Origin of the sequence: Maribellus luteus (assembly GCF_003576475.1) — a bacterium.
Lineage (GTDB): Bacteria > Bacteroidota > Bacteroidia > Bacteroidales > Prolixibacteraceae > Draconibacterium > Draconibacterium luteum.
The window spans coordinates 673,845-697,630 of record NZ_QWGR01000002.1; the positions used below are offsets into that span (position 1 = coordinate 673,845).

Consider the following 23,786-nt stretch of genomic DNA (forward strand, 5'->3'; position numbering starts at 1 on the left):
CTATCCCTTAACGGCTGTTAAAAGCCAGTTAAATTTTGTTATTTTCCATTCTAAACAAATCTTTTACATAGTTTTGCAGCTATAGCTAAAGAATTCACATGATCAGATATCCTGCATTATTATTTATTGCATTGTTGCTGGTTTTAAACGCCAGAGCTCAGAATAATGCGGACATGATTGATCCGATGCTGATTGAGCTTAAGGCAAGATTATTAAGCACTGCCGACAGCTCCGCCGTTCCGTATGCCAACATCGTTTTGCATCGCACCCACAGCGGAACCATTACCAACAACGACGGTTACTTTTCACTGGAAATGCTGAATATCGATAGTCTCGAAGTAACGTCGGTTGGTTATAAAAAAACAGTCCTAAAAATACCATCTTATTACACCGGATTCGAAACGCTCAACTTTTACATGGAGCCTGTTCTCTACCGTGTAGGAGAGGTTACGGTGGAAGGACAATCCCGGCAACTTGATTATTTTGAACACGGACAACCAACGGTGATTCCCCCCGAGTTACGCGGAGACGCATTTAATGAAAAGCCTCCGGTACTGGCTGCTTTTTTCAACCCTGTTTCATTTTGGCAATACCACCTTAGTAAGAAGGAAAAACGTAAACGGGCCGTACGCGAGGACATGGCAGTGATGCGCAACTGGGAGATGCATTCCTTAAATTACAACAAGGAAATGGTGATAAAGCTAACCGGTCTGAATGAAGCATATGCCGACACCTTTATGGTATGGTTTAACGGCCAGAATGTACTTCCCTATACTGCTTCCGAGTACCAGGTTCGGGCTTCCATTGTTGAATACTACCTGCTTTTCAAAATCGACTATGGGTTAAAATAGTCTATTTGAATCTTTGAATTCATAATTCAACTAAATCAATAACAGATGTTAATAAAATACTTATTTGTATTTTATTGTAACTGAGCCTTTATGTAAATATGTAACCTATCTGCCAAATATAATATTAAATCGAAACCAAAAAGATCCTATTGCAATCAATATGTAAACTATTCATGCGCATGGCAAATTAATATCTAGAACTATAACAATCTGACCAGCATTTAGATGTTCTTTAACACACACTTTGAGATTTACCCTAGTGTAACTTGCATAAGAATATTAAACAATTTAAATCTCAAAGTCATGAAACAATTAATGCTAGCCGTAATGGCTGTTGTCCTTGTTGCGGGTACAGTTTTGGCAGAAGGCAACCAAATTCCTCTTATCGGATCTAAAGCTCCCAGCATCAAAGCTCAATCCACTGACGGGAAAATTACATTTCCGGACGATTTTGGCTCCAGTTGGAAAATCCTCTTTAGCCACCCAGCTGATTTCACTCCTGTATGCTCTTCAGAGTTACTGGAGTTGGCTAATCTCCAACCCCAGTTCAACAAATTGGGAGTTAAAGTGGCTGTAATTTCCACCGACAATGTAGCGGTACACAATATGTGGAAAGCACATCTGGAAGATATTAACTACAAAAATCACGGAAAAATCGACATCCATTTCCCCCTGATTGAGGATGTGGATGGCGTTGCCTCACGAAAATACGGAATGCTGCATGAACCCACCAGCACCAACCGCGATATTCGCGGCGTATTCATTATCGACGACAAAAATGTAGTCAGGGCTATTAACTTCTACCCGGTTCAGGTTGGACGAAACATGCAGGAAATAGTCCGACTGGTGCAGGCGCTTCAAACGACCGACCGCATGTACGTTTACACCCCGGCCAATTGGGAACAAGGGGATGATTACCTGGTTCCTTATTTTCCTTACACCAAAGCAGAGGTGGCCGCCAACCCGGAAGTTAAAGACCTTTATTACGAGGTAAGCGACCGCATGTGGTTTATGAAAGCCAAAGAGCAGCAGGTGGTTCTAAACAACGACAAATAATCATTGCAGTTTTTTCATAGAACAATAAACAGCAGTTAGGTTGACTCTTCCGCACAAAAAAGCCCTGCAATTTTGCAGGGCTTTTGATTTTATCCGGCTTCCGAATTTTATTGTCCTATCTCACTTTTAAGAAGCTTCACCTGGTTTTGCAACTTGGTGATGGTCGCATCTTTTTCGGCCATTTCCTGCTGCAGCTTTGCCGCATCCGACTTTACTTTCTCAAGCTGCGACTGCAGGTTCTGTGCACTCGACTCTCCGGCAGTGATCTGCCCCTGTAACACTTTCGCCTGGTCGTTCAACTTATTGATTTCAAAGCTCTTTTCATCCAGCTGAAGGTCTTTTTCCGACATTTCATTTTCAAGCCTGTCGACCTTTGCCTGAAGCGACTGTATGTTTTTCTCTTTCGATTCCAAAGCATTGCTTAAGCGCTGTTTCTCAAAGTCGAGGTTAAAACTGGTTTCTTCCAGCGAGCGGGTTTGCTTGTTCAGGTTAGCCATCATATTGCTTATTTCACCCTTTAACGAATCGATGTATTGATCTTTCATGGCATTACTTTCCATCAACTCGTTTTTCATCGCTTCAAAATCAGCAATCAGGGCTTTAATCCTGGCCGCTTTGTCTTTGTTTTCGGCATCAAGTTTCCGCGAAAGCTCCTCGGCTTTTAAACGGCCGTTTTCCATTTCAACGTATTTCTTTTTCGAAACACAGGAAGACACCGAAACAGCCAGTACAGCCAGTAAAATGATCAGGTATGTGCGATTCATAATTTTCTGTTTTTGATGAATGAAACAAATATAACAATTAATGCCAAGACGCCGGAATTTGCTCCTTTCAGTTAAAATTGATAATAACCCGTTTTTTCAACATATTCGGCCCTTAACATATACTATTTTGAATTGATAACGTTTTAAAGAGGTGAATGGTATTAATTTTTTATTTTTAAGGTGTTTTAGCAAAAACAATGCCTCTTTCGGATTGAACGGCGCAAAAATTGTAGACCACGGAAAACAGAACATAAAATTTCAGAACAATGAAAATGAAAACAATATTCAGCTTTATCATATTAGCCCATTTCTCACTCTTCGCCTTTTCCCAGCAAGGCAGTAAGGTTGCACACGTTTTAAAAGGAAAAGTAATTAATGCAGAAAGCAACCAGCCGGTTTCCTACACCAATATTGGACTGGAAGGAACTTTATACGGAACGGCCAGTGACGAAGAGGGAAACTTCGAACTAAAAATTCCGGAAGACCTGGAATCGAAAAATATTTTCTTCTCTGCCGTTGGCTTTCAGAACCGGCAGTTTCCGCTCACAGAATTATTTGGCAAAGAGTTTAACATTGTGAAGCTTCGGCCGCAATCGTACGATGTGGGCAAAATAGATGTTGCCGGACAAAACATGGTGTTGATCCGTATCCTGCGAATGGCTTCGGAAAACATCCGTTACAACTACGGTGCCGGCCCGTTTAACCTGCATTGCGATCTGTCTGTTCTGCAATCGAGGGAAGATTCTGTTCTGAAAGATGTGAATGCCAAGGTACTTGTTTATGATAAAAACGGTTACTCAACACCGTCTCCCGAAAATGCATTTCGTTCGCGTAAATACAAAGTAACCAAACCGGCCGGAAAAGAAGACTACACCTTCTCTTCCGCACAACTGGGAATCGACGAGTTGCTTAACCTGGACTGGGTTCGTTCTGCATCCGGAATTTTAAATCCCGCTCTTCTGAACGACTACACTCTAAAACTGGTAAGTCAACCCCAAATTGATGGAAAAGAATACTGGGAAATTGGCTTTATTCAGAATAAGCCAACGCTTGAAGGATCGGGAGATTTTTATGCTACTTTGCTAGATGGCAGCATATTCATTAATAAAGAAGACTATTCGGTAAAAAGTATTGCGGTCAAGGTTCAGTCAGCCAAAAACAATACGCAGGGAAGAGGATTGGGAATCAGTAAATCCAATGCTGACTTTTACAGTAATCTAAACTATGTATTCATTGTAAGCTATGAGAATCTGCTGGTAAAAAAGATCGCATTAAGCAAACAATACATTTATAACAACAAAGAAGTAGCCGAAAATTCGGTACTTACTGTTAACCGCGCTCACGCTAATAATGTAACGGTACTTAACAGCCGGAATTATTTTGCAGGAGAATAGTTATTTCAAAACAGTAAGGCTTTTTATTTGATCTACATAGTTTCGTCCGGAAACCAGGAGCGACTGATTTAAATCGTTCATCCGTATTTTACACCGGGAGTTGGTGTGCTTTACGATTTCCTTCACAAGCATCCGGTTAACCAGTAAAGCCCGCTGAATACGGACAAAACTGCCATTAAGCTTATCTTCCAGGTCTTTAAGGGAATAATCCGAGACATAGCGTTTTCCGTTTATAGAATAAATGGTTACATATTTTTCCTCGGCCTGGAAATAAGAGATATCCTCGATATTCAGGATCAGCATTCTGTCGCCCAGCTTGACCGGAATCGTGGTTATTTCATTTTGCGATGATTGAGCCGTGACTTCATCAATCAGAGCAAGCAATTGCTGACGGTCGGTACCTTGGTGCAAGAACATCAGTTTTTCGATCGATTGTTCCATCCGTTCTGCTTTAACCGGCTTCACCAGGTAATCAACGCTGTGTGTTTCAAAGGCTTTCAGGGCAAACTCGTCGTGAGCCGTACAAAAGATAACCAGCGGCGAATGTTCAATTTGTTGCAGCACCTCAAAACCATTTAACCCGGGCATTTGAATATCCAGAAAAATCAAATCAGGGCGGAGCGAATCAATCATCGTTTTGCATTCAATTCCGTTTTTAGCTTCGCCCATAATTTCAATGGTTTCGGAAAAAGGGACAAGCAGCTTTTTCAGTCTTTCTCTCGCCAACTGTTCATCATCGGCAATAATGGTGCGGTATTTAGTCGTTGTGTTCATTTTATGCAGAGTGTTTAGGTAAAACAATTTCAATGTACTTTGGCGGATCGTTCTGCCAGTTGATACTAGCTTTGCTACCATAAATCAGTTGCAAACGTTCGTGGGTGTTTCGAATACCAAAACCGCTCATGGGACCATCCGGGAAACCGGGGCCGTTGTCATAAACACGGATGCTGATTTTCTTAAATTCCAATTCGGAAACAACAATCCGGACTTCACCATTCTCCAATAATTTTGAAACACCGTGCTTCACTGCATTTTCTACCAGCGGTTGAATCAGAAGCTGTGGTATCTCTACCGATTTCAACTCTTCCGGGCATTCAAGTGAATAAGTGAGCCGCTCGCCAAAACGTACCTTTTCAATATCGAGGTAGGTCTCAACAGCCTTTAATTCGTCGGAAAGCGGGTTGGTTTGCTTTTGTTCGCGGTTGATCGAGTATTTGAAAAAATCGGAAAGCGACAAAGCCATCTGCTCGGTTTTCTTTGGATCGATGGATGCCAGGCTGGCAATCGAATTCAGCGAATTATACAAAAAATGCGGATTGATCTTTGCCCGCAACGACTGTAGTTCTGCCTTTCGGTGCATCTCGCTCATCCGGGCCAGTTCCACATCTTTTTGGTTGATGATACTTTCTGATTTCTTAGTAAGAAAAATAAAAAAAGCTCTAAAAAAAGCTACAATAATCATTACCGAGATCATCGATAATAAAAAGGTAAAAACATCAACTGCATTTTTAGGCTTACCCGAATCCGCAAAAATCATAAATAAAATCAAAACCAAAAATGAGGGAACGAACAAAGTAGTTATAAAAGGAAATACGATGGCACCGATGAATGACTTCCCGTTCTCTAATATTCTTTTCTCTGAAAAATAAAGAATGATAATTGAAAAATAAGTTATTGGGACAACGATCAAGACTGACAATACCCCTACTACCGCATTCATTGAGAGGATCCTCTGGAAAGAAGATGAGATTGGTAAAAAATAAGCCAGCACAAAATTAACAGAAAGATGAATGAGCACTACAAGAAGCACAAAAGAGCCTTGTTTGACATACCTGACAAACTGATAATTATGGGGTTTGAATACTTCCTTTTTAAACAAAAAGAATACTAACAATACAGCAACAAAGGCAGATACGATATTTGCAAGTAGCCCAAGCACCCTTGAATATTTATTGTCAAGATTTCTTATAACGGTCGAAGCCTGTGGCACACTATTCATTTGCCTATTATCATACTCCAAAGAATAAATCTCATCAATAATCTGAAAATCAACCGGATTATTAATAATAACACCCTCCGGCTTGTCAAGTGCAAAAACCGTTTCCGGAATTAGTTCATGAACCTCTTTGTGCTTGTAATACTTTACAAGACTATTCATAAGAGTAAAATACAAGATCTTATTTCTCTCGGGTTGCAATGTTCCTTCCGGAATGTTAATGGGTTCTCTTCTTGAAATAATTTCTACTTTATTCTTGTTTCCAAGGCGTTCCTGGGGATAGCTTTCACTTCGGGGTTGATTGATTGACAAGATAAGATTACTTGTTCCTTCCGAGATAAGACATACATCCCATTTATCGATATGTGATTTTAGATTATCAGTCAGTTGATTCATAAAAGCCAAATCACCTTGTGTCACCTCTCCATCCATTCGTATAAGAATGTTGGAATAATAGCGGGTGGGAATATCTTTTATAATGAAATATTCATCAACAATTTGTTTCAGTTCCTTCTCAGTATAATCCTTACCGATGGCAGAATCCAGCGAAAAAAACATTACACATAAGAGCAGAAAGGTCAGTCTTTTCATAGCAACCAAATTTACTTTTTACTTTAAAGAAAAACAGACTGCCCCACTAAAAAAAGAAAAACCGGATGAGCTGCAATGTCGCAGGGACAAAGTGCAAAAGGAGGCTTTCCAAATCATAAAAAAACGGAAACACCGACTGGCGGCATCTCCGTTGCAATTCTATTATTATTGAATTGTTAGGTTTACTTTTCGGTTTTGAAGAGCTCTTCTTCTTTTACCACTTTTACCAGCATACTGTCTTTCAGCGTGCGGTTGATCGCGTTGTAAGGCGCAGTTATAACCTGATCACCTTCAGCTAAACCTTTCAGAATTTCAATGCTGGCGTTGTCCTGAATACCGGTGGTTACTTCCACTTTCTTGGCCCGGTCGCCGCTCAATACAAACACTACCTCCTGTTTTTCTTCACGCGTTGCACTTTCTTCGGTGGTTTCGGTGGGCGTTGCGGTCTCTGTTTCTTCGGCAATCTCTTCGGTACCGCCGCCTTCTTTTTTAATGCGGGTGGTAACAGCCGATATCGGCACTGAAATCACATTGTCGCGGGTCTCTGTCAAAATATCAACCGTGGCTGACATTCCGGGACGGAACGGATAGCGGTTGCCTTCTTCGGGTTGAATCAGATCGGCATAAGAATCCTTCAGCAGCAACACCTTTACATCGAAGTTGGTTACCTGGTCGGCAGTGGTTCCGGTGGTACTGGCCGAGTTGGCAATTTCGGTTACAATCCCTTTGAACTTGCGGTTCAGGTAGGCATCTACTTCCACCAGCGCGGTGTCGCCTTTCATTACCTTTACAATGTCGTTTTCGTTTACCTCCACCTGCACTTCCATTTTCTCGAGATCGGCCACCGTCATCATATCGGTTCCCGACATCATGCTGGTTCCAACCACGCGCTCGCCTTTTTCAACGTTCAGGGCCGAAATGGTTCCCGGAATAGGCGCATAAATCTTGGTTTTGGTCAGCTGTTCCTGTGCTTCCGACAACGAAGCTTCGGCACTGCGAACCGAATACTCGGCGGCCATCACTTCCGACTCGGCCACTTTGTAGGCAGCTTCCGCGGTTTCAAATTCAGCCACCGGAATGGTTCCCTTGTCGTACAGTTCTTTCGACCGTTTGTACGAAAGTTCCCGTTCAATCAGCTGGGCTTTGGCCTGGGCCAACCGGGCTTTGGCAGAATTCACAGCAGCTTCGGAGCGGTTTACGGCCGAAATATAAATCTCGGGCTTGATCACACAAAGCAACTTGCCCTGGGGAACTTCATCGCCTTCTTCCACATACAATTCCACAATCTCACCCGCAACATCGGGGCTGATCTTCACCTCGGTTTCCGGTTGAATTTTTCCGTTGGCGGTTATAAACTCGGTAATGGTTTTACTTTCCACTTTTTGCGTGGCCACACTGATGGTAAAGTCTTCACCAAACCATCCTTTTTTCTTTCCTATCACCAGGAAAATAATCGCAACAACCACAAGTCCGATAAGATAAGGCAGGATTTTCTTTTGCTTCATTCTGAAGTAGTTTTTTTATAGGTCAGCAATTGGTCTCTAAAATTACAAGAAAAAACAACTTGCCAATAAATATCCTGAATCTGTTTGCCAGCTTACTCTTTTATCAGCATTCGGGCCGTTAAACGGCTGTGTTGTTCCAGGTAAATATCTTTTTCTTTTACCATCCAGTCGAGCACGTCTTCGGTGTAATGACGTATGGTAACCAGCGTTAACCCTGTATTGTACCTGATTTTATAATGTTCAGAAAGTTCGCCAAACACTTCCTCCAGGTCTTCGTCGGTTGCATCGGCCACAATGTTCAGGTCGATGGCCGATTGTTGCATCAGCGTTACCTTGATCAGTTTTCCGATCAGGAAATTCACCACACGGTCGATGTCGTTGATCGAAATAATCGAAAAATCTTTGGCCGATAAAGTGATCAACACCTGGTTTTCTTTCAGAATAAAAATCGGCGGCAACTCAATCCGGTGATCGATCTTGTGAATCACGGTTCCCGGGTCATCGGGCGAAACAAAAGAGCGTACCAACAAGGGGATGCCTTTATTGTGCAAGGGCTGCATGGTCTTAGGGTGAATTACTTTGGCTCCCGAGTGCGTCATTTCCACCGCTTCTTTATACGACAACTCGCTGATAAACACCGAATCCTTCATTTTTTTCGGATCGGCACTCATGATTCCCGGTACATCTTTCCAGATCGAAACACTTTCGGCTTCCAGAACACTTCCCAAAATAGCGGCAGTGAAATCGGAGCCCTCCCTTCCCAGAGTAGTGGTCATGTTGGTACTGGTCGAGCCCATAAAACCCTGTGTAATGTACACCTGTGTATCGCTGAAATTAAAATCTTCCTTTACCAGCTCGTCGGTCCATTCCCAATCCACTTTGGCATCGCGGTAAGTATCGTTGGTTTTCAGGCTGCTGCGCACATCCATCCATTTGTTAGGCTGCCCCGCTGCATTCATATAATCACTTACAATCCGGGTCGAGATCAGTTCACCGTAACAAATTATCTGGTCGTATTCAAAGTTGTAATCGTACGCGGGGCGGGTTTTCAGTTTGTGCTCCAACTCGGTAAATAACTCATAAACTCCCTGTGGCATGCCTTTTTCACCAAACAATCCCTCGATCACTTCCATGTGATAGTCCCTGAATTGTTTGGCAATCTCCCACTTCCGCTCGCTTTGATCATAATACGCTCTCACCAGCGTTTCCAACAGGTTGGTGCTGTTCCCCATGGCCGAAATCACCACGGCCAGTTGTTCAGGTTCGCGCTGAATGATACCACAAACATTTCTTACAGCCCCGGCGCTTTTTACCGAAGCTCCTCCAAACTTGAATACTTTCATTTTACATTAATTTGTTTCCGGTGGTTTTAACCGAAACGGGCAGCCCGATGTTTTTATTCTGTTCAAATCTGCTTTCTGCCAGTTTCATGTACCTTTTATTTTGTAGTTATTGATTGATCCATTGCAATCTTTATGCAAATCTAATTTTTTCGGGCATATTCTGAATCGATCCGAAACGATGATTTCTTTTCGGCGGAAAATAGTTATTTTAGGTAGCATTCAAAAATTAAGCAAAATGAATTTATCATCCGCAACAACCCTGAACAACGGGTTGAAAATGCCCTGGCTGGGATTGGGAGTGTTTTTATCAAAAGAAGGAACAGAAGTGGAAAATGCAGTGAAAGTGGCGCTTGCCAACGGTTACAAAAGCATTGATACCGCAGCTATTTATAAAAATGAAAGAGGAGTTGGGAAGGCCATTCGCGAAAGCGGGATTCCGCGCGAAGATATTTTTCTGACCTCCAAAGTGTGGAACGCCGACCAGGGCTACTCCACCACCATGGCGGCTTTTGAGGAGAGCCTGGAGAAATTGCAGACCGACTACCTCGACCTGTACCTGATTCACTGGCCCAAGGGAGAAAGATCGAAGGAAACCTGGAAAGCAATGGAAGAACTGTATCAAAAAGGAAGAATGAAAGCAATCGGTGTCAGCAATTTTCTGGTGCATCATTTAGACGATTTCCTGCCCCATTGCAAGGTAATGCCCGCGGTAAACCAGGTAGAGTTTCATCCCGAACTCATTCAGCCCGATCTGCTGGCCTACTGTCAAAAGAAAGGCATCCAGCTCGAAGCCTGGTCGCCCATTATGAAAGGACGGGTAAACGATGTTCCGCTTATGCAGGAGCTGGCCGCCAAATACGGGAAAACTCCGGTTCAGATCGTACTTCGCTGGGACATTCAGAAAGGCGTGGTCACCATTCCAAAATCCGTAACACCGGAGCGCATCATCGCCAATGCGGATGTTTTTGATTTTGAGCTTTCGCCCGAAGACATGGCCAGAATCGATGCCCTCGATCGGAACAAACGCATCGGAGGACACCCGGATCACATTACGTTTTAGAAAGTGAAAATATTGCTGTCCGGTTAGCCCAACCTAAAAACCGGAAGTAACAGGCAAGAATAATTTAATTGAATGAAGCACCTCTGCAATATTGTAACACCCATCATAAACCCGGCGGGTTTACATGTCTTTAGAAAACACATGAACCAAAGACATACGACCCCACCGGGGTCGAACCAACCTCTCATCCCATTTTTTCTACATACATTTGATACCTCCGGTATCTGATGAATTTAAACAGTGCTGAATTCAATCATTAAAACCAACAAAAACGATACATGAAGAAACTGCTCATCTTTTTCCTTAGCATTCACACACTGTGTGCTTTTGCGCAAATCGAAAGAAACAACCAAAGCGCACTCACCATCGAACAGATCATGCAAGACCCCGCACAGTGGATCGGCACTTCTCCGTCGGGCATTGAATGGAGCGACAACAGCGACAAGATCTATTTCGACTGGAACCCCGAAAAAGACACGCTTGCATCGTTGTATGCCTATTCATTAAAAGGAAAAAAGATTGAGAAAGTTTCGCCCGAAGAAAAGAGAAGCTTGCCCGGCCGTTCACAGAATTACAACAGCACAAAAACGCAAAAGGTATTTCTGCGCAACGGGAACATTATTCTGAAAGACCTGAAAACCGGAACCGAGAAACAACTTACCAACTGGCTCGAGCGGGTTTCTTCGCCCTACTTTGTCAGGAACGACCAGGAAATTGCGTTCACCAAAGACAACAACCTGTACACCATCCACATTGCGTCAGGGCTGATCAGCCAGATCAGTAATTTTGTAGCCGGAGACGAACGTCCCGAAGCCGGAAAAAGCAAACAGGAGCAATGGCTCGAACAACAGCAAAAAGAGCTGTTTGTGGTGCTGAACGAACGCGAAGCCAAAAACAAAGCCCGCGAAAACCGGAAGAAAGCCGAAGAGCCCAAAGAACCGTCTAAAATTTATACCGGGAAAAAACGCGTCAGCCGCCTGGCGCTGAGTCCGTCGGGGGATTACCTCATCTATTCGCTGTACCAAAGTGCCAACGGGGCCAAATCCACTTCCGTCACCCACCATGTCACCCAATCGGGCTACGCCGAAGAGCACAATGCACGCGTAAAAGTCGGTAGTCCGCAGGGGAGTTCCGAACTGGGTATTTTCGACATCCGGAACAACCAGACAGTAAAGGTCAACACCGCGCAAATTCCCGGATTAAAGGACCTGCCCGGCTATCTAAGCGACTATCCCGACAGGATGCCCAAAGACAGCTCGGAAATAAAAAACCGCCCCGTTAACATCACCGGGCCACTGTGGAACCCCGGCGAAGATCTGGCAGTAGTGGTGGCGCTTTCGGCCGATAACAAAGACCGCTGGATATTGCTGCTCGATCCGGCCACAGGCAAACTCGAATTGCTCGACCGCCAACGCGACGAAGCCTGGATTGGCGGTCCCGGAATTGGCGGCTGGGGATTTTCAACAGGCGATATGGGCTGGATGCCCGACGGAAAATCGCTGTGGTTTCATTCCGAAGAATCGGGTTACTCGCATTTGTACGCCGTAGATATTCATTCCAAAAAGAGAACACAACTCACCAGCGGCCAGTTCGAGGTATCGGATGCCTTTCTTTCAAAAGACCAAAAGCATTTCTACTTCACCGCCAACAAGGTACACCCCGGCGTAAGCCATTTTTACCGGATGCCGGTTGGCGGAGGCGAACCCACGCAAATTACGTCGATGGAAGGCGGCAACGAAGTTACGCTTTCGCCCGACGAGAAATACCTGGCCATCCGTCACTCCACCGGCAACCGCCCGTGGGAGCTTTACGTGCAGGAGAACAAAGCAGGGGCCAGCCCCACCCAACTCACACATTCCACCACTACCGCCTTCGAATCGTACCCGTGGCGGATGCCCGAATACATTACGTTTACGGCGGCCGACGGAGCCACGGTACACGCGCGTTTGTACCGCCCCGCATCGCCCGAAAAGCAAGGCCCGGCGGTGATCTTTGTACACGGCGCGGGCTATCTTCAGAATGCCCATAAAGGATGGAGTTCGTACTTCCGCGAATACCAGTTTCACAATTTTCTGGCCGACAACGGCTACACGGTGCTCGACATCGACTACCGCGGAAGTGCGGGTTATGGCCGCGATTGGCGCACCGGCATTTACCGGCACATGGGCGGGTTGGATCTTTCGGACCACGTGGACGGTGCCAAAATGCTGGCTGAAAAATACGATGTTTCCCCGCAACGTATCGGGATTTACGGCGGATCGTACGGCGGGTTTATAACGCTGATGGCCCTGTTTAAGCAACCCGGTGTTTTTGCAGCCGGTGCCGCTTTGCGCGCGGTAACCGACTGGGCGCATTACAGCCACGGCTACACCTCCAACATCCTGAATACGCCCGCCGAAGACAGCCTGGCCTATGTGCAAAGCTCGCCCATTTACTTTGCCGACGGCCTGAAAGGCGCCCTGCTGATGTGCCACGGCATGGTCGACGACAATGTGCAGTTCCAGGACATTGTGCGGCTTAGCCAGCGGCTGATCGAACTGGGCAAGGAAAACTGGGAACTGGCGGTGTACCCCGTCGAAGCACACGGTTTTACCGAACCCAGCAGCTGGACCGACGAATACAAACGTATTTTTAAACTGTTCGAAGAAAACCTGAAGTAAGTAACCGTCTTCCGGGATCACCGTTTTTCACGCAAAGGGCGCAAAGCATTTTGAAACGACAGCAAAGAATACTCTCTTAAACCTTCGCTGCTGCACTTCGCTCCCGCGCGATTGCACCTAAAATCCGCATGTTCTGTTGAAAAAAAGCTGTAAGGCTATTCAAATGAATGCTTTACAGCTTTGGTACTTTCACCTAAATTGGTGTTGCTACAAAATACCAATATGAAAGTAATAAATTCTAAACCTGTTTCAGCCTTTGGTGGATTAAATTTTGTTATTCAGGAAGCAGTCAATTTAAAGGTCAATGCTTTATTAAACACTAGTTTGCCAGCTTTGCCCAAACAATCTCAATACAATTGGTTTGATATAATAATGTCTTATTGGTCCGTATTTTTTTGTGGAGGAGATTGTGCTGAAGATCTGTCTATTAATTTGAAAGAAGGACTTCAGAATAACCCTTTTATCAATATTCCCAGCCCGGACAGGATTTTGAACCGACTTAAATCGTTGTCGGAAAGTCCACAATTTTTTACTGCGAAAAGGGGAAAAACAGAGCACCATTTCTCATTGGCCCTGGAATTGAACAGGCTCAATATAAAAATGCTGTCGTTATTGCCAGGATTCCAAAAAGAAAATGTGATTTTGGATTATGACAACACCTTGATATTTACTGAAAAAGCCGATGCACAACGAACCTACAAAAAAGAGCCTGGTTATTACCCCGGTGTTGGAATAATCGGGGAACATATTGTTTATGTAGAAAACCGTAACGGAAATAGTACTGCCCATGTGCTACAGCACAAAACCATTGAACGGATGACTTCTTTATTACAAGAAGCAGGGGTAACAATTGACGTGATACGGGCAGATTCTGCGTCATATAGCTACGAGATAATCAAAGCAATGGAAGAAAGTGCCGAGCGTATTTTTATACGGGCAAGGATGACGGATACCCTGGAAAGAGCTATTACCAGCATTAAGGAATGGAACGAAATAAAGCTCGGAGATTCAATATTACTCAGAGGTTCCACTGTTTTTACTCCTTTTGAACGCCATGCCAGAGGAAATAACACCAAAACCGATTCCTTAAAAGAATACCGGCTGGTGGTAACCAAAGAAGCCCGGAGAGATGGACAAATAAATATGTTTACAGGAGAGGCCTATAATTACAGCGCTATCATGACCAATGATTTTGAGATGACAGACGATGAAGTTGTGTTCTTTTATAATGCAAGAGGAGCAAAAGAAAGGGAGTTTGATATTCTAAAAAACGATTTTGGATGGGATAAAATGCCTTTCCCGAAGCTGGAACAGAATACTGTGTTTCTGCTGATTATGGCTATGTGTAGAAACTTATACGCGCATATTATTGAAACATTTTCAAAAAGAGTAGCATTTTTGTCGGAAAATTTCAGGATCAAAAAATTCATCTTTCGTTTTATTTGCATTCCCGGGAAATGGATAAAATCAGGAAGGCAAACAAAACTAAAGTTATATGGAAATAATAGTTTTAGAACTTAGTAAAACCGAAATGTTAACTTCCATATTAAAAACCGAAGAAGATGCAATTCTAATGGAACAATAGGCTTCATACTACAGATTAATCTTTTTTTTTATTCGTAAAAAAAAACGGACAATAGCGAAAACCGGCTCGCAAATCATTAAAAATCTTTACAGAACCAATAGCGATTGGTTCTGTAGCTCTCCAAATTTTAAGACATGCGGATTTTAGGAAGGATGCGCGCGGGAGCGGGGTGGTACAACTTTTCTCTTGCAATACAAATCATTTAATAAGCACCTCCCTCAGTCTCCGTAAGCTGCCACTGAGTACTCCTCCTGGGCAGGAGGAGAAACGTTTCGGATGATAGTATCTGACGATTTTTAATAAGAAACATGGAATAAGGAATAAAAAATCAGAAAATATTGGCCTGCATTATTTCGTTTCCAACACTTTTTTATTCGTTGTTCCTTGTTGTTTATTTCTTATTCTCTGGCTTCTTTCAAATTCATATTTGTGTATAAAAGGTAGCTACCTGTAAAGAAGTACGATTGGCAAATGGATCGAAGCAAATCGAGATCAAGTATTTGGGTCGTGGCTTCTTTTGGGGGCTAATCGTCTTTCCTTTCCGTGAAGGGAAGACAGGAGAAAGGGTAAAGCAAGCCATAATAAATCAACTTCCATTCTTACTGCTGATTTCCGGGAATCATGATTGTTTTCTTATCTTCGTGCATCAAACAGAAATCAATTACATGTTAAAAATCCTCTTGTATCCTCTTTCTTGGTTGTACGGACTGGCGGTTTACCTCCGGAACAATGCCTACGATTTACATATCCTTAAATCGAAGGAATTTGATGTTCCGGTGATTTCCATCGGAAACATTACGGTGGGAGGAACCGGCAAAACTCCGCATGTGGAATACCTGGCCGACTTGCTAAAGGAAAAATACCGGGTAGCCACGCTGAGCCGGGGGTACAAGCGCAATACCAAAGGCTTTCGCTGGGTGGAAACTACCTCTGCCGCGCTCGAAGTGGGCGACGAGCCTTTGCAGATCAAGCACAAACACCCCGATGTCAGGGTTTCGGTGTGCGAAAACCGCGTGGAGGGTGTGAAGCAACTGCTAAGCACAACCGACGGCCTTGTGCCGGATGTGGTATTGCTGGACGACGCCTTTCAGCACCGCCGGATCACCCCGGGAATCAATATTTTGCTGATCGATTACAATCGCCCGGTAAAAGACGACCGGCTGCTGCCACTGGGGCGTTTGCGCGAAAGTGCCCGGCAAATGCGGCGGGCCAACATCATTGTTTTTACCAAGTGTCCCGATGAGGTAACCCCCATTATGCGGCGTATTCTTCAGAACGATGTGGGCTTGCTGCCCTACCAAAGCCTGTTTTTTACCAAGCTTGAATACGGGAAGGTAACCCCGGTATTTGATGGCCCGCAACTTGGAAAATCGTTTTCGGAAGAGCGAAAATATGCCTTGCTGGTGGTTACGGGTATTGCAGCTCCACAACCGCTGTTGAAATACCTGGAACGTTTTTCAGGGCAAGTGAAAAGCCTGGCGTTTAGCGATCATCATCATTATTCGCGCGACGATATTCACCAAATTGAAAGCACATTTGCATCGATGAATGCAGAAAAAAAGATAATTGTCACAACCGAAAAGGATGCCATGCGTTTGAAAGATAGCGCCCACCTGAGTGGAGAGGTGAAGGCGGCGTGGTACTACCTTCCGGTAAAAGTGAGTTTTCCGGAAGAAGAAAAGAAGTCGTTTAACAAGAAGATTTTAAATTATGTTGGAGAAAATAAAAGCCACCGCGAGCTTTATAAAAGAAAGAATTCAGGCCAGTCCTGAAGTAGGAATTATTCTGGGAACCGGTTTGGGTGGACTCGTAAAAGAGATCGAGATCATCGATTCCATTCCGTACAACGAAATTCCTGATTTCCCGGTTTCAACGGTTGACGGGCATGCCGGCCGCCTGATATACGGTAAGCTGGGCGACCGCGAAGTGCTGGCCATGCAGGGCCGCTTTCATTATTACGAAGGCTACAACATGAAAGAAGTAACCTTCCCGGTGCGCGTGCTGAAATACGTGGGAATCACCCACCTGTTTGTTTCCAATGCCAGCGGTGGGTTGAATCCCGACTGGAAAGTAGGGGAGATCGTGGTGATCAACGACCACATCAACCATTTTCCGGAGCATCCGTTGCGCGGGAAAAACCTGGCCGAACTGGGGCCGCGTTTCCCCGACATGAGCAAATGCTACAACAAACGCCTGCGCAACCGTGCAAAACTGATTGCCGCTGAGCACAACATCGACATAAAGGAAGGTGTGTATGTGGGAGTGTCAGGACCTACCTTTGAAACGCCTGCCGAGTACCGGATGTTCCGTATTCTGGGGGCCGACATTGTGGGAATGTCAACCGTCCCCGAGGTGATTGTGGCGGTGCACATGGGCCTGAAAGTGTTTGGTATTTCCATCGTCACCGACAGCGGCGTTCCCGGCGAAATTGTGGAAATTTCGCACGAAGAAGTGCAGGAAGTGGCCATGAAAGCGGAGCCTAAAATGACCCTGATCATGCGCGAGCTGATTAAGAGTTTGTAGTTTAGGGTTCAGAGTTCAAAGTAATCGGGAGGAAAATGGGGGAAGGATAACGGTTAAAAATACATCAGCATGAAGAATAAAATCGGCCTTATTTTTTTCGTTTTATGGATTGGAATGAGTTGCTCGGCCCCAAAATCAAGCGAGGTGGAGCTGGTGATCGATTCGAAGTCGGAACTGGGGGAAGGAGCGATCTGGAATTACCGGACCGGCGAGCTGATGTGGGTGAACATAAAAGGAAAGATCCTGAATTTTTACAACCCGGCTTCGGGTTTAAACAAGGAGATGCTGACCGGACAAATGGTGGGCACGGTGGTTCCCGCCGAATCGGGGCAGGTGCTGGTGGCTTTGCAGAACGGCATTTACAGCCTCGACCCTGAAACAGGCACGAAAAAGCTGCTGGCAGATCCCGAAGCCGACAAACCCGACAACCGTTTTAACGACGGAAAATGCGATCCGGCAGGCCGCCTGTGGGCCGGAACAATGAGCCTGGTGGGAGCCAAACAGGCCGGGGCGCTGTATCGTTTTGATCCCGACACTTCGGTCCATAAAATGGTGGACGGAGTGGGAACTTCGAACGGCATTGTGTGGTCGGCCGACAAAACAAAAATGTATTACATCGATACGCCCACGCGCCAGGTGATGGGCTACGATTACGACAATGAAACGGGAGCCATCAGCCACCCGAAAGTGGCAGTTGAAATTCCCGAAGGTGCCGGGTACCCCGATGGAATGACCATTGATGAAGAGGACAACCTGTGGGTGGCCTTGTGGGGCGGTTCGGCGGTGGCTTGTTTTAATCCCGAAAACGGTGAACTGATCCGGAAAATTGAGGTGCCCGCAAAAAACGTGACCTCCTGTGCTTTTGGTGGCAACGACCTGGGAACCTTGTACATTACCACGGCCCGTGAATCGACCAGCGAAGAAGATTTGCAGAAATTTCCGCATGCAGGTGGTGTGTTTAAAATCCGTCCCGGAGTAAAAGGAGTAAAGGCTTTTTTCTTTAACGATCTTCCCTAATTCTAAACCAAAATGGATCTGATAATCCTTGCACTGGCGCCGGTTGTAATTGTGGCTGCCTACGTTTATTTCCGCGATAAGTACGAAAAAGAACCCATCCGTTTGCTGGTTTTTGCTTTGCTGGCGGGTGCGCTCACCGTTATCCCGATCTTGGTGCTTGAGTCTTTTCTGAGTGATTTGGGCGCGGGGCTTTCACACTATCAGTCGGCCGCCTGGAACGCTTTTGCCGTGGCTGCTTTTTCCGAAGAACTGTTCAAGTACATTGCGCTGTATCTGCTGATTTGGAAAAGCCCCGAGTTTAACGAGAAGTTCGATGGGATTGTTTATGCCACCTATGTTTCGCTGGGTTTTGCGGCCGTAGAAAATATTTTGTACGTAAGCGGCGGAGGCCTGGTAACCGGTGTTATGCGTGCGTTAACAGCCGTTCCCGCACATGCCATCTTTGGCATTACCATGGGATTTTATTTCGGAATGGCCCGTTTTTACCATAAGGAAAGCCGCAGCCTCAAACAAAAGGCATTGCTGTTTCCGATTCTTTTGCACGGCATTTACGATTTTATCCTGTTTACCGGGCTGGCCTGGCTGACGGTGGTTTTTGTCGCATTTGTTGTCTTTCTGTACATTTCCGGATTAAAACGAATGCGCCAGCTCTCGCGGATTTCGATCTACAATACCGATTATGCTTTGCTGAACGAAAAACTTTCAAAACCTGAATAAAATGGATCTACCTGTTTACGCCGATGTGGTAAAAGCGCACGAAATTGTACAAAAGTATGCGCACCGGACTCCGGTTCTCTCGTCTTCGGGCATCAATAAAATGGTGGGGGCCGAATTGTATTTCAAGTGCGAGAATTTTCAGAAAGTGGGAGCTTTTAAATTCAGGGGAGCCTGCAACGCTGTTTTTTCGCTTTCGGAGGCGGAAGCGGCGCACGGAGTCGGCACCCATTCTTCGGGAAACCATGCGGCGGCGCTGGCACTGGCGGCAAGCATGCGCGGGATTGCGGCTCACATTGTAATGCCCATCAACGCACCCGATATTAAAAAGAAAGCGGTGGCCGGGTACGGAGCCAACATTACTTTTTGCAAACCCACGCAGGAGGCGCGCGAGAGCACGCTGGCGGCGATTATTGCAGAAACAGGAGCAACGGAAATTCATCCCTACAATAATTTTAATGTGATTGCAGGGCAGGGAACGGCAGCCAAAGAACTGATTGAAGACAAAGGTGAGTTCGATGTCATTCTGGCGCCGGTAGGTGGTGGCGGTCTGCTGAGCGGAACAGTCATTGCTACGAAACATTTGCTTCCCGTGTGCAGGGTAGTTGCGGCAGAACCTGCGGGTGCCGACGATGCTTACCGTTCGTTTCAAACCAAAACCCGTGTCCCGTCGGTGGAGCCCAAAACCATTGCCGATGGTTTGTTGACCTCGCTGGGGGAACGGAATTTTGCCATCATTCTCGACAAAGTGGACGATATTGTGACGGTATCGGAAGAAAACATTGTGGCGGCCATGCGCCTGATTTGGGAGCGGATGAAAATCATCATCGAACCTTCGTCGGCAGTGCCGCTGGCGGCTATTCTCGAAAAGAAAGTGGATGTTCAGAATAAAAAAGTGGGCATCATTCTTTCGGGTGGTAACCTGGATTTGGGAAATTTGCCGTTCTAATTGAGATGTTTCATTTGCGGGAAACAAGCGTACTATTTTTGTGGCTCTTTCAAATATAGAGTGTCCTTGGCAAAGGAAGATGGAATAGCCTAATTCTTCCCCTTTTTATAACGATTCGCTGTTTAAGTGGCTATATATTAACGGTCACTTGTATGTGGTCGGGGCGTCCCGATAGCTATCGGGATCGGAGAGCGTTCCTGTCCGAAGGACACGGAATGGCGAAACGAGAATCCGCAGTTGGCGTACCACCGAACCCCGCCCTGCAATATGTACTTTATGCACTGGTATTTAGGTTATTTTATTTGTATCTATTTCGTAGCCTGCTGTTTTTAGTTCTTTAGCTAATTTATATTTCCACATATCGCTCTTATCCAATTCAATATACATCAATCCTTGAATGTCACTTGGCAATTCAACTCCAGTGGAATAAAGAGGACAGACTCTATCCCGACCTAACTTCCCAATAAAATAGCCCAATTCTAGAATTACATTTTGCCGAGCACGACAATTAAACTCTAGTTCATTTTTAGATTTGCCTAAATCGTCATCATTTATTAAAACAATCGCAAATCCTACATCTGAATTTTTTTCAAATTTTTCAATAATTGTTTTTCCTTCATTAGGGCGCTCGTGCAATATTATTGGAACTAGACCTAATTGCTCTACTGTCCTTGCAACATTTAGTTTGGTTTCATTATTGTGCCCATGAACAATGAAAACATTGTTACTCGCCTCTCGTTTATTATTATTAGTAGTAGTTCTGCCAATTTGCAGTATCTGTAACTCTACAATTTTTTTGCTTACCCAATTTTTAAATTCTTTGGTTATATCTGGAGCTTTGCTTGGTTCATTGTCCTGAATAATAAAATCTCTTGCATATAATGTTTCAAGGTAAAAAAGCTTGGTATCAATATTATAATCTTTTATATCTGCCATTATTCTACTTGACTCATAATATAGCCTTCCACCTTCCCATCTTACATTCCTCCATTCGGAAAGTTCAGCGACTTTGATGTCTACTTGTTTAGTAATCAAATCTTTTATATCTGCCATTTATTCTGTTTTGTACTTGTGCATAACGTTAAGTATATGCAAATGTGGGCGATTGCGGGCTTCTAACTTATCAAACCGTGAAAATTTAAAGCGGGCTACAGCCCTTGAATTTACTACTATCTCGCCCATTTTGTATATGCAGTGTTATGCGCTTTTATTTACTTTTTCTCTAAAATCCATTTGTCAAGAAACTCATTGACTTTCTCAATATAGTTAATAGCTTCTTGTTTTGTCTTTGTCTGACCTGAATGCCCCGAATCATTCCTACCAACCCTTATTTCATCAAGCAATTCAATTTTTAAACTTTTGGGATTTTTAAATCTGTTTGACATTTCTGCTGGTAATGGGATTAATTCATCATTACTTAGTGGACTTTGAATTGCTGTTCCTGTTTTATATTTTTCAAGGGAGCCTTGAAATTTCCCAAGCATTAATTTTTTAACATCTGTAATTCCAATTGCAATAAATATCTCCTTTAATTCATTTTCTATAGTTCTTCCATACTGAATTATGACTGGCGAAAAATCACTTGTTTCATGAATTGTATTCAATAAAAATTGTCCAGAAGATAAATATTTAACACTAATAGCAGATATTTTAGAAACATCAAACCGAGTATTTATAATCGTTTGGTATATTTGAATATCTAATTTATTAGTATAATCATCAATCTTTTGTTCTAATTCAGATATCTTATTTTCATTTTCTTCTTTATTCTTTTTTAGCTCATCAAAATCATGTAAAAATCTATCTCTTTGAATGTTTAACAAACTTAATTCTAGAGAATCATTTTCATCAAAAAAACCTCCGTCAAAGATTTGATAGTTTATGCTACCGTCTTGTTGAATATTAACGCTTGAAATTTGTTTATTATCTTGATTTGTATCCTGTGGATGCCTGATATAAAATATTTTAATTTTCTCTCCGCTTATTTTATCGTCTGCAACTAATGTTTGAAATTTCCTTATTAAATACTCACTATGAGTTTCAATTACGAACTGTATATTAAAGTCATTATGAGCTTCTACAAACATTTCTGCTAACAAAGACTGCCACTTTGGATGAAGATTTGTTTCTGGTTCCTCAACTAATAACATGCTTGGATTATAAAAATCATACATGTACTCTCCATCTTCATCATAATCCTCAATCGTTCTTTTGTTGCTTTCTGCTAATACACTTATTTGAATTAGGATAAGTATCAATTGTTTAATGCCGTAACCAAAATCAACAAGGTCTCTTTTTGCACCTTCAAATGTGACAACTGAAACACTAATTAGTTGATATTTTAATGTGTAATTAACAGAAATTTCCTTTCCTATTTTAAAAGCTTTTAGATATTTATTAATGAAACTTGAATGCTGAAATTCATTCGAATTATAATCTTTTAATAATTTAATAAATGGAGAGTTATTGGTTGCCGTATAAATTCGTGAATTTTCCTCTCGTATTGTTGACAGGTAATTTATTGAACTAACTCTTTGAATTAATGTTTTCCAGCTTGTCTTGAAACAGTTTTCAAGTACTGAATATTTACTATCATTTCTTTCTGCACTATTCCAATTTAAGTTTTCTTTTAAAATTTTTAACGCATTATAATAAACAAGGTCTTCTATTTCTGAAGGAGGATAGAAAAAATCTTCTGCGTCAAAATCTCTCTCTCCGATATGCTCTTTTCCACTAAGCGAGCTTTTCTCATTAATTACTTTATCAAGAAAATCATTCCATGTTTTTAAATCAATTTCATTCTTGAAAGAATTTATTAGCTCAGAAGGTAAAAGCCAGGTGTTTTCAAGATGTTTGTCTGCATTTTCTAGCCATTTTCTATTGCTCTTATTCTTTAAATATATCTCATAAAATTTCAACAATTCTTCTAAATATTGTTTCAGTTTATCTAGCTTTATATTCCACTCAATATATCCAACTAGAGGATTATCCATTGGAGGAAAAAGAAAGAAATGTGATGAAAATATATCAGTTTTCTCTTTGCCCTTTTCCTTTTTAGTTCTTTCGTATTCCTCTTGTTTTTGTTTAAATTCTACCTTATAAGCTTCTTTCTCAGAATCAGTAGCCTCTCTATATTTGAAAGACAATATTTCTATCTTATTCTTTTTATCAATAACCTCTATTTCTCTTAGCTTAGCTTGATAGACATTCTTATGTGATGGTACTTCAAATTTTAATGAAATATAAAAATTCTTGATGCCTAGAAATATAAAAGGCAGACAAATTGCAATTTCTCTGTTTTCCCTGTTGAATAAAATATTATCAAAGTCTCCTAATAAATGTTCTTGCTTTGTTAAATCTAAATCAAATGGATATTCATTTCCCGCCATACTATCTTTAAGCATTTGAAGAAACTTTATTATCGAACTCTTTCCAGAATTATTTGCTCCAGTTAGAATACTTATTGGAGCTATCTCCTCTAAAATTCCATTATTGTCATCAAAAATTCGAAAATTTTTTAATCCAATTATATCAATGGGTCTTATCATAGCTATTCTGTTTCAGGTGTTCTAATTGCGCATAACGGTGGTGGTATGAGGTCGTGGCGGTCAGACGAGAGTCTGAGTGTCCGACCGAAACTGAGGTTGGGACGAGATTCGACTTGTCGAATCCGCACAAACCCAGCCATGACTTATACCACGTGTGCCTGTTGCACAACTCACCAGGTTTTGTTAACAAATTTAGCATAATCCCGGAGAGTAAGCAGTTATCTTTCATT

18 protein-coding genes are annotated in these 23,786 nt (G+C 43.1%); 11 read left to right on the top strand and 7 right to left on the bottom strand.

Annotated elements, in window-relative coordinates; genetic code table 11:
• Positions 1–98: 98 nt before the first annotated feature.
• Both D1614_RS05490 and D1614_RS05495 read left to right on the top strand, forming a co-directional pair.
• A complete protein-coding gene (locus D1614_RS05490) occupies positions 99–851 on the top strand; it encodes a carboxypeptidase-like regulatory domain-containing protein (protein WP_119436885.1) in 753 nt (250 codons plus the stop codon).
• 303 nt (positions 852–1,154) lie between these two features.
• Positions 1,155–1,907, top strand: coding sequence for a redoxin domain-containing protein (locus D1614_RS05495; RefSeq protein ID WP_162304421.1), 753 nt, complete (start codon positions 1,155–1,157; stop codon positions 1,905–1,907).
• Between the two features lie 107 nt (positions 1,908–2,014).
• On the opposite strand, the gene D1614_RS05500 is transcribed toward D1614_RS05495, so the two are convergent.
• Complete coding sequence (locus tag D1614_RS05500; RefSeq protein WP_119436887.1) at positions 2,015–2,671, bottom strand: hypothetical protein; 657 nt, start codon at positions 2,669–2,671, stop codon at positions 2,015–2,017.
• 272 nt (positions 2,672–2,943) lie between these two features.
• On the opposite strand from D1614_RS05500, the gene D1614_RS05505 reads away from it, so the two are divergent.
• Positions 2,944–4,065: a carboxypeptidase-like regulatory domain-containing protein gene (locus D1614_RS05505; protein WP_162304422.1), complete on the top strand. Its 1,122-nt coding sequence runs from the start codon at positions 2,944–2,946 to the stop codon at positions 4,063–4,065.
• On the opposite strand, the gene D1614_RS05510 is transcribed toward D1614_RS05505, so the two are convergent.
• The 4 genes from D1614_RS05510 to D1614_RS05525 form a co-directional block, all read right to left on the bottom strand.
• The gene (locus D1614_RS05510; protein WP_162304423.1) at positions 4,066–4,839 is read right to left on the bottom strand and encodes a LytR/AlgR family response regulator transcription factor; all 774 of its coding nucleotides are present in this window, start codon (positions 4,837–4,839) and stop codon (positions 4,066–4,068) included. It abuts the gene before it with no gap.
• A 1-nt stretch (position 4,840) separates the two neighbouring features.
• On the bottom strand, positions 4,841–6,652 hold the full coding sequence (locus tag D1614_RS05515; protein ID WP_119436890.1) for a sensor histidine kinase: 1,812 nt from the start codon (positions 6,650–6,652) through the stop codon (positions 4,841–4,843).
• 182 nt (positions 6,653–6,834) lie between these two features.
• Entirely contained in the window at positions 6,835–8,157 is a 1,323-nt protein-coding gene (locus D1614_RS05520; RefSeq protein ID WP_119436891.1) for an efflux RND transporter periplasmic adaptor subunit, read from the bottom strand.
• Positions 8,158–8,249: 92 nt separating this feature from the next.
• A complete protein-coding gene (locus tag D1614_RS05525) occupies positions 8,250–9,500 on the bottom strand; it encodes an aspartate kinase (RefSeq protein ID WP_119436892.1) in 1,251 nt (416 codons plus the stop codon).
• 235 nt (positions 9,501–9,735) lie between these two features.
• On the opposite strand from D1614_RS05525, the gene D1614_RS05530 reads away from it, so the two are divergent.
• The 8 genes from D1614_RS05530 to D1614_RS05565 all read left to right on the top strand — a co-directional run bounded on the left by D1614_RS05530 (position 9,736) and on the right by D1614_RS05565 (position 20,008).
• Positions 9,736–10,560, top strand: coding sequence for an aldo/keto reductase (locus D1614_RS05530; RefSeq protein ID WP_119436926.1), 825 nt, complete (start codon positions 9,736–9,738; stop codon positions 10,558–10,560).
• 278 nt (positions 10,561–10,838) lie between these two features.
• The gene (locus tag D1614_RS05535; protein ID WP_119436893.1) at positions 10,839–13,220 is read left to right on the top strand and encodes a S9 family peptidase; all 2,382 of its coding nucleotides are present in this window, start codon (positions 10,839–10,841) and stop codon (positions 13,218–13,220) included.
• A 222-nt stretch (positions 13,221–13,442) separates the two neighbouring features.
• Positions 13,443–14,741, top strand: coding sequence for an IS1380 family transposase (locus tag D1614_RS05540; protein ID WP_119436894.1), 1,299 nt, complete (start codon positions 13,443–13,445; stop codon positions 14,739–14,741).
• Between the two features lie 729 nt (positions 14,742–15,470).
• Positions 15,471–16,577, top strand: a complete 1,107-nt coding sequence (gene lpxK / locus D1614_RS05545; protein WP_147384035.1) for a tetraacyldisaccharide 4'-kinase — start codon at positions 15,471–15,473, stop codon at positions 16,575–16,577.
• Positions 16,516–17,328 (top strand): purine-nucleoside phosphorylase, encoded by an 813-nt coding sequence (locus D1614_RS05550; RefSeq protein WP_119436896.1) that lies wholly within the window; start codon positions 16,516–16,518, stop codon positions 17,326–17,328. Before lpxK ends, D1614_RS05550 begins: the two co-directional genes overlap by 62 nt.
• Before the next feature lie 69 nt (positions 17,329–17,397).
• Positions 17,398–18,345 (top strand): SMP-30/gluconolactonase/LRE family protein, encoded by a 948-nt coding sequence (locus D1614_RS05555; protein WP_241558081.1) that lies wholly within the window; start codon positions 17,398–17,400, stop codon positions 18,343–18,345.
• A gap of 12 nt (positions 18,346–18,357) precedes the next feature.
• Positions 18,358–19,062, top strand: a complete 705-nt coding sequence (locus D1614_RS05560) for a PrsW family glutamic-type intramembrane protease (protein ID WP_119436898.1) — start codon at positions 18,358–18,360, stop codon at positions 19,060–19,062.
• Position 19,063: 1 nt separating this feature from the next.
• Positions 19,064–20,008, top strand: coding sequence for a pyridoxal-phosphate dependent enzyme (locus tag D1614_RS05565; RefSeq protein ID WP_119436899.1), 945 nt, complete (start codon positions 19,064–19,066; stop codon positions 20,006–20,008).
• A gap of 288 nt (positions 20,009–20,296) precedes the next feature.
• On the opposite strand, the gene D1614_RS05570 is transcribed toward D1614_RS05565, so the two are convergent.
• Both D1614_RS05570 and D1614_RS05575 read right to left on the bottom strand, forming a co-directional pair.
• The gene (locus tag D1614_RS05570) at positions 20,297–21,061 is read right to left on the bottom strand and encodes a TIR domain-containing protein (RefSeq protein ID WP_206609925.1); all 765 of its coding nucleotides are present in this window, start codon (positions 21,059–21,061) and stop codon (positions 20,297–20,299) included.
• Positions 21,062–21,219: 158 nt separating this feature from the next.
• Positions 21,220–23,556: an AAA family ATPase gene (locus tag D1614_RS05575; RefSeq protein ID WP_119436900.1), complete on the bottom strand. Its 2,337-nt coding sequence runs from the start codon at positions 23,554–23,556 to the stop codon at positions 21,220–21,222.
• Positions 23,557–23,786 lie beyond the last annotated feature (230 nt).

Bases quoted from the DNA above. Each gene is read 5' to 3' on its own strand.
- D1614_RS05490 (WP_119436885.1), top strand. From the start codon at position 99: ATGATCAGATATCCTGCATTATTATTTATTGCATTGTTGCTGGTTTTA.
- D1614_RS05495 (WP_162304421.1), top strand. From the start codon at position 1,155: ATGAAACAATTAATGCTAGCCGTAATGGCTGTTGTCCTTGTTGCGGGT.
- D1614_RS05500 (WP_119436887.1), bottom strand. From the start codon at position 2,671: ATGAATCGCACATACCTGATCATTTTACTGGCTGTACTGGCTGTTTCG.
- D1614_RS05505 (WP_162304422.1), top strand. From the start codon at position 2,944: ATGAAAACAATATTCAGCTTTATCATATTAGCCCATTTCTCACTCTTC.
- D1614_RS05510 (WP_162304423.1), bottom strand. From the start codon at position 4,839: ATGAACACAACGACTAAATACCGCACCATTATTGCCGATGATGAACAG.
- D1614_RS05515 (WP_119436890.1), bottom strand. From the start codon at position 6,652: ATGAAAAGACTGACCTTTCTGCTCTTATGTGTAATGTTTTTTTCGCTG.
- D1614_RS05520 (WP_119436891.1), bottom strand. From the start codon at position 8,157: ATGAAGCAAAAGAAAATCCTGCCTTATCTTATCGGACTTGTGGTTGTT.
- D1614_RS05525 (WP_119436892.1), bottom strand. From the start codon at position 9,500: ATGAAAGTATTCAAGTTTGGAGGAGCTTCGGTAAAAAGCGCCGGGGCT.
- D1614_RS05530 (WP_119436926.1), top strand. From the start codon at position 9,736: ATGAATTTATCATCCGCAACAACCCTGAACAACGGGTTGAAAATGCCC.
- D1614_RS05535 (WP_119436893.1), top strand. From the start codon at position 10,839: ATGAAGAAACTGCTCATCTTTTTCCTTAGCATTCACACACTGTGTGCT.
- D1614_RS05540 (WP_119436894.1), top strand. From the start codon at position 13,443: ATGAAAGTAATAAATTCTAAACCTGTTTCAGCCTTTGGTGGATTAAAT.
- lpxK (WP_147384035.1), top strand. From the start codon at position 15,471: ATGTTAAAAATCCTCTTGTATCCTCTTTCTTGGTTGTACGGACTGGCG.
- D1614_RS05550 (WP_119436896.1), top strand. From the start codon at position 16,516: ATGTTGGAGAAAATAAAAGCCACCGCGAGCTTTATAAAAGAAAGAATT.
- D1614_RS05555 (WP_241558081.1), top strand. From the start codon at position 17,398: ATGAAGAATAAAATCGGCCTTATTTTTTTCGTTTTATGGATTGGAATG.
- D1614_RS05560 (WP_119436898.1), top strand. From the start codon at position 18,358: ATGGATCTGATAATCCTTGCACTGGCGCCGGTTGTAATTGTGGCTGCC.
- D1614_RS05565 (WP_119436899.1), top strand. From the start codon at position 19,064: ATGGATCTACCTGTTTACGCCGATGTGGTAAAAGCGCACGAAATTGTA.
- D1614_RS05570 (WP_206609925.1), bottom strand. From the start codon at position 21,061: ATGGCAGATATAAAAGATTTGATTACTAAACAAGTAGACATCAAAGTC.
- D1614_RS05575 (WP_119436900.1), bottom strand. From the start codon at position 23,556: ATGATAAGACCCATTGATATAATTGGATTAAAAAATTTTCGAATTTTT.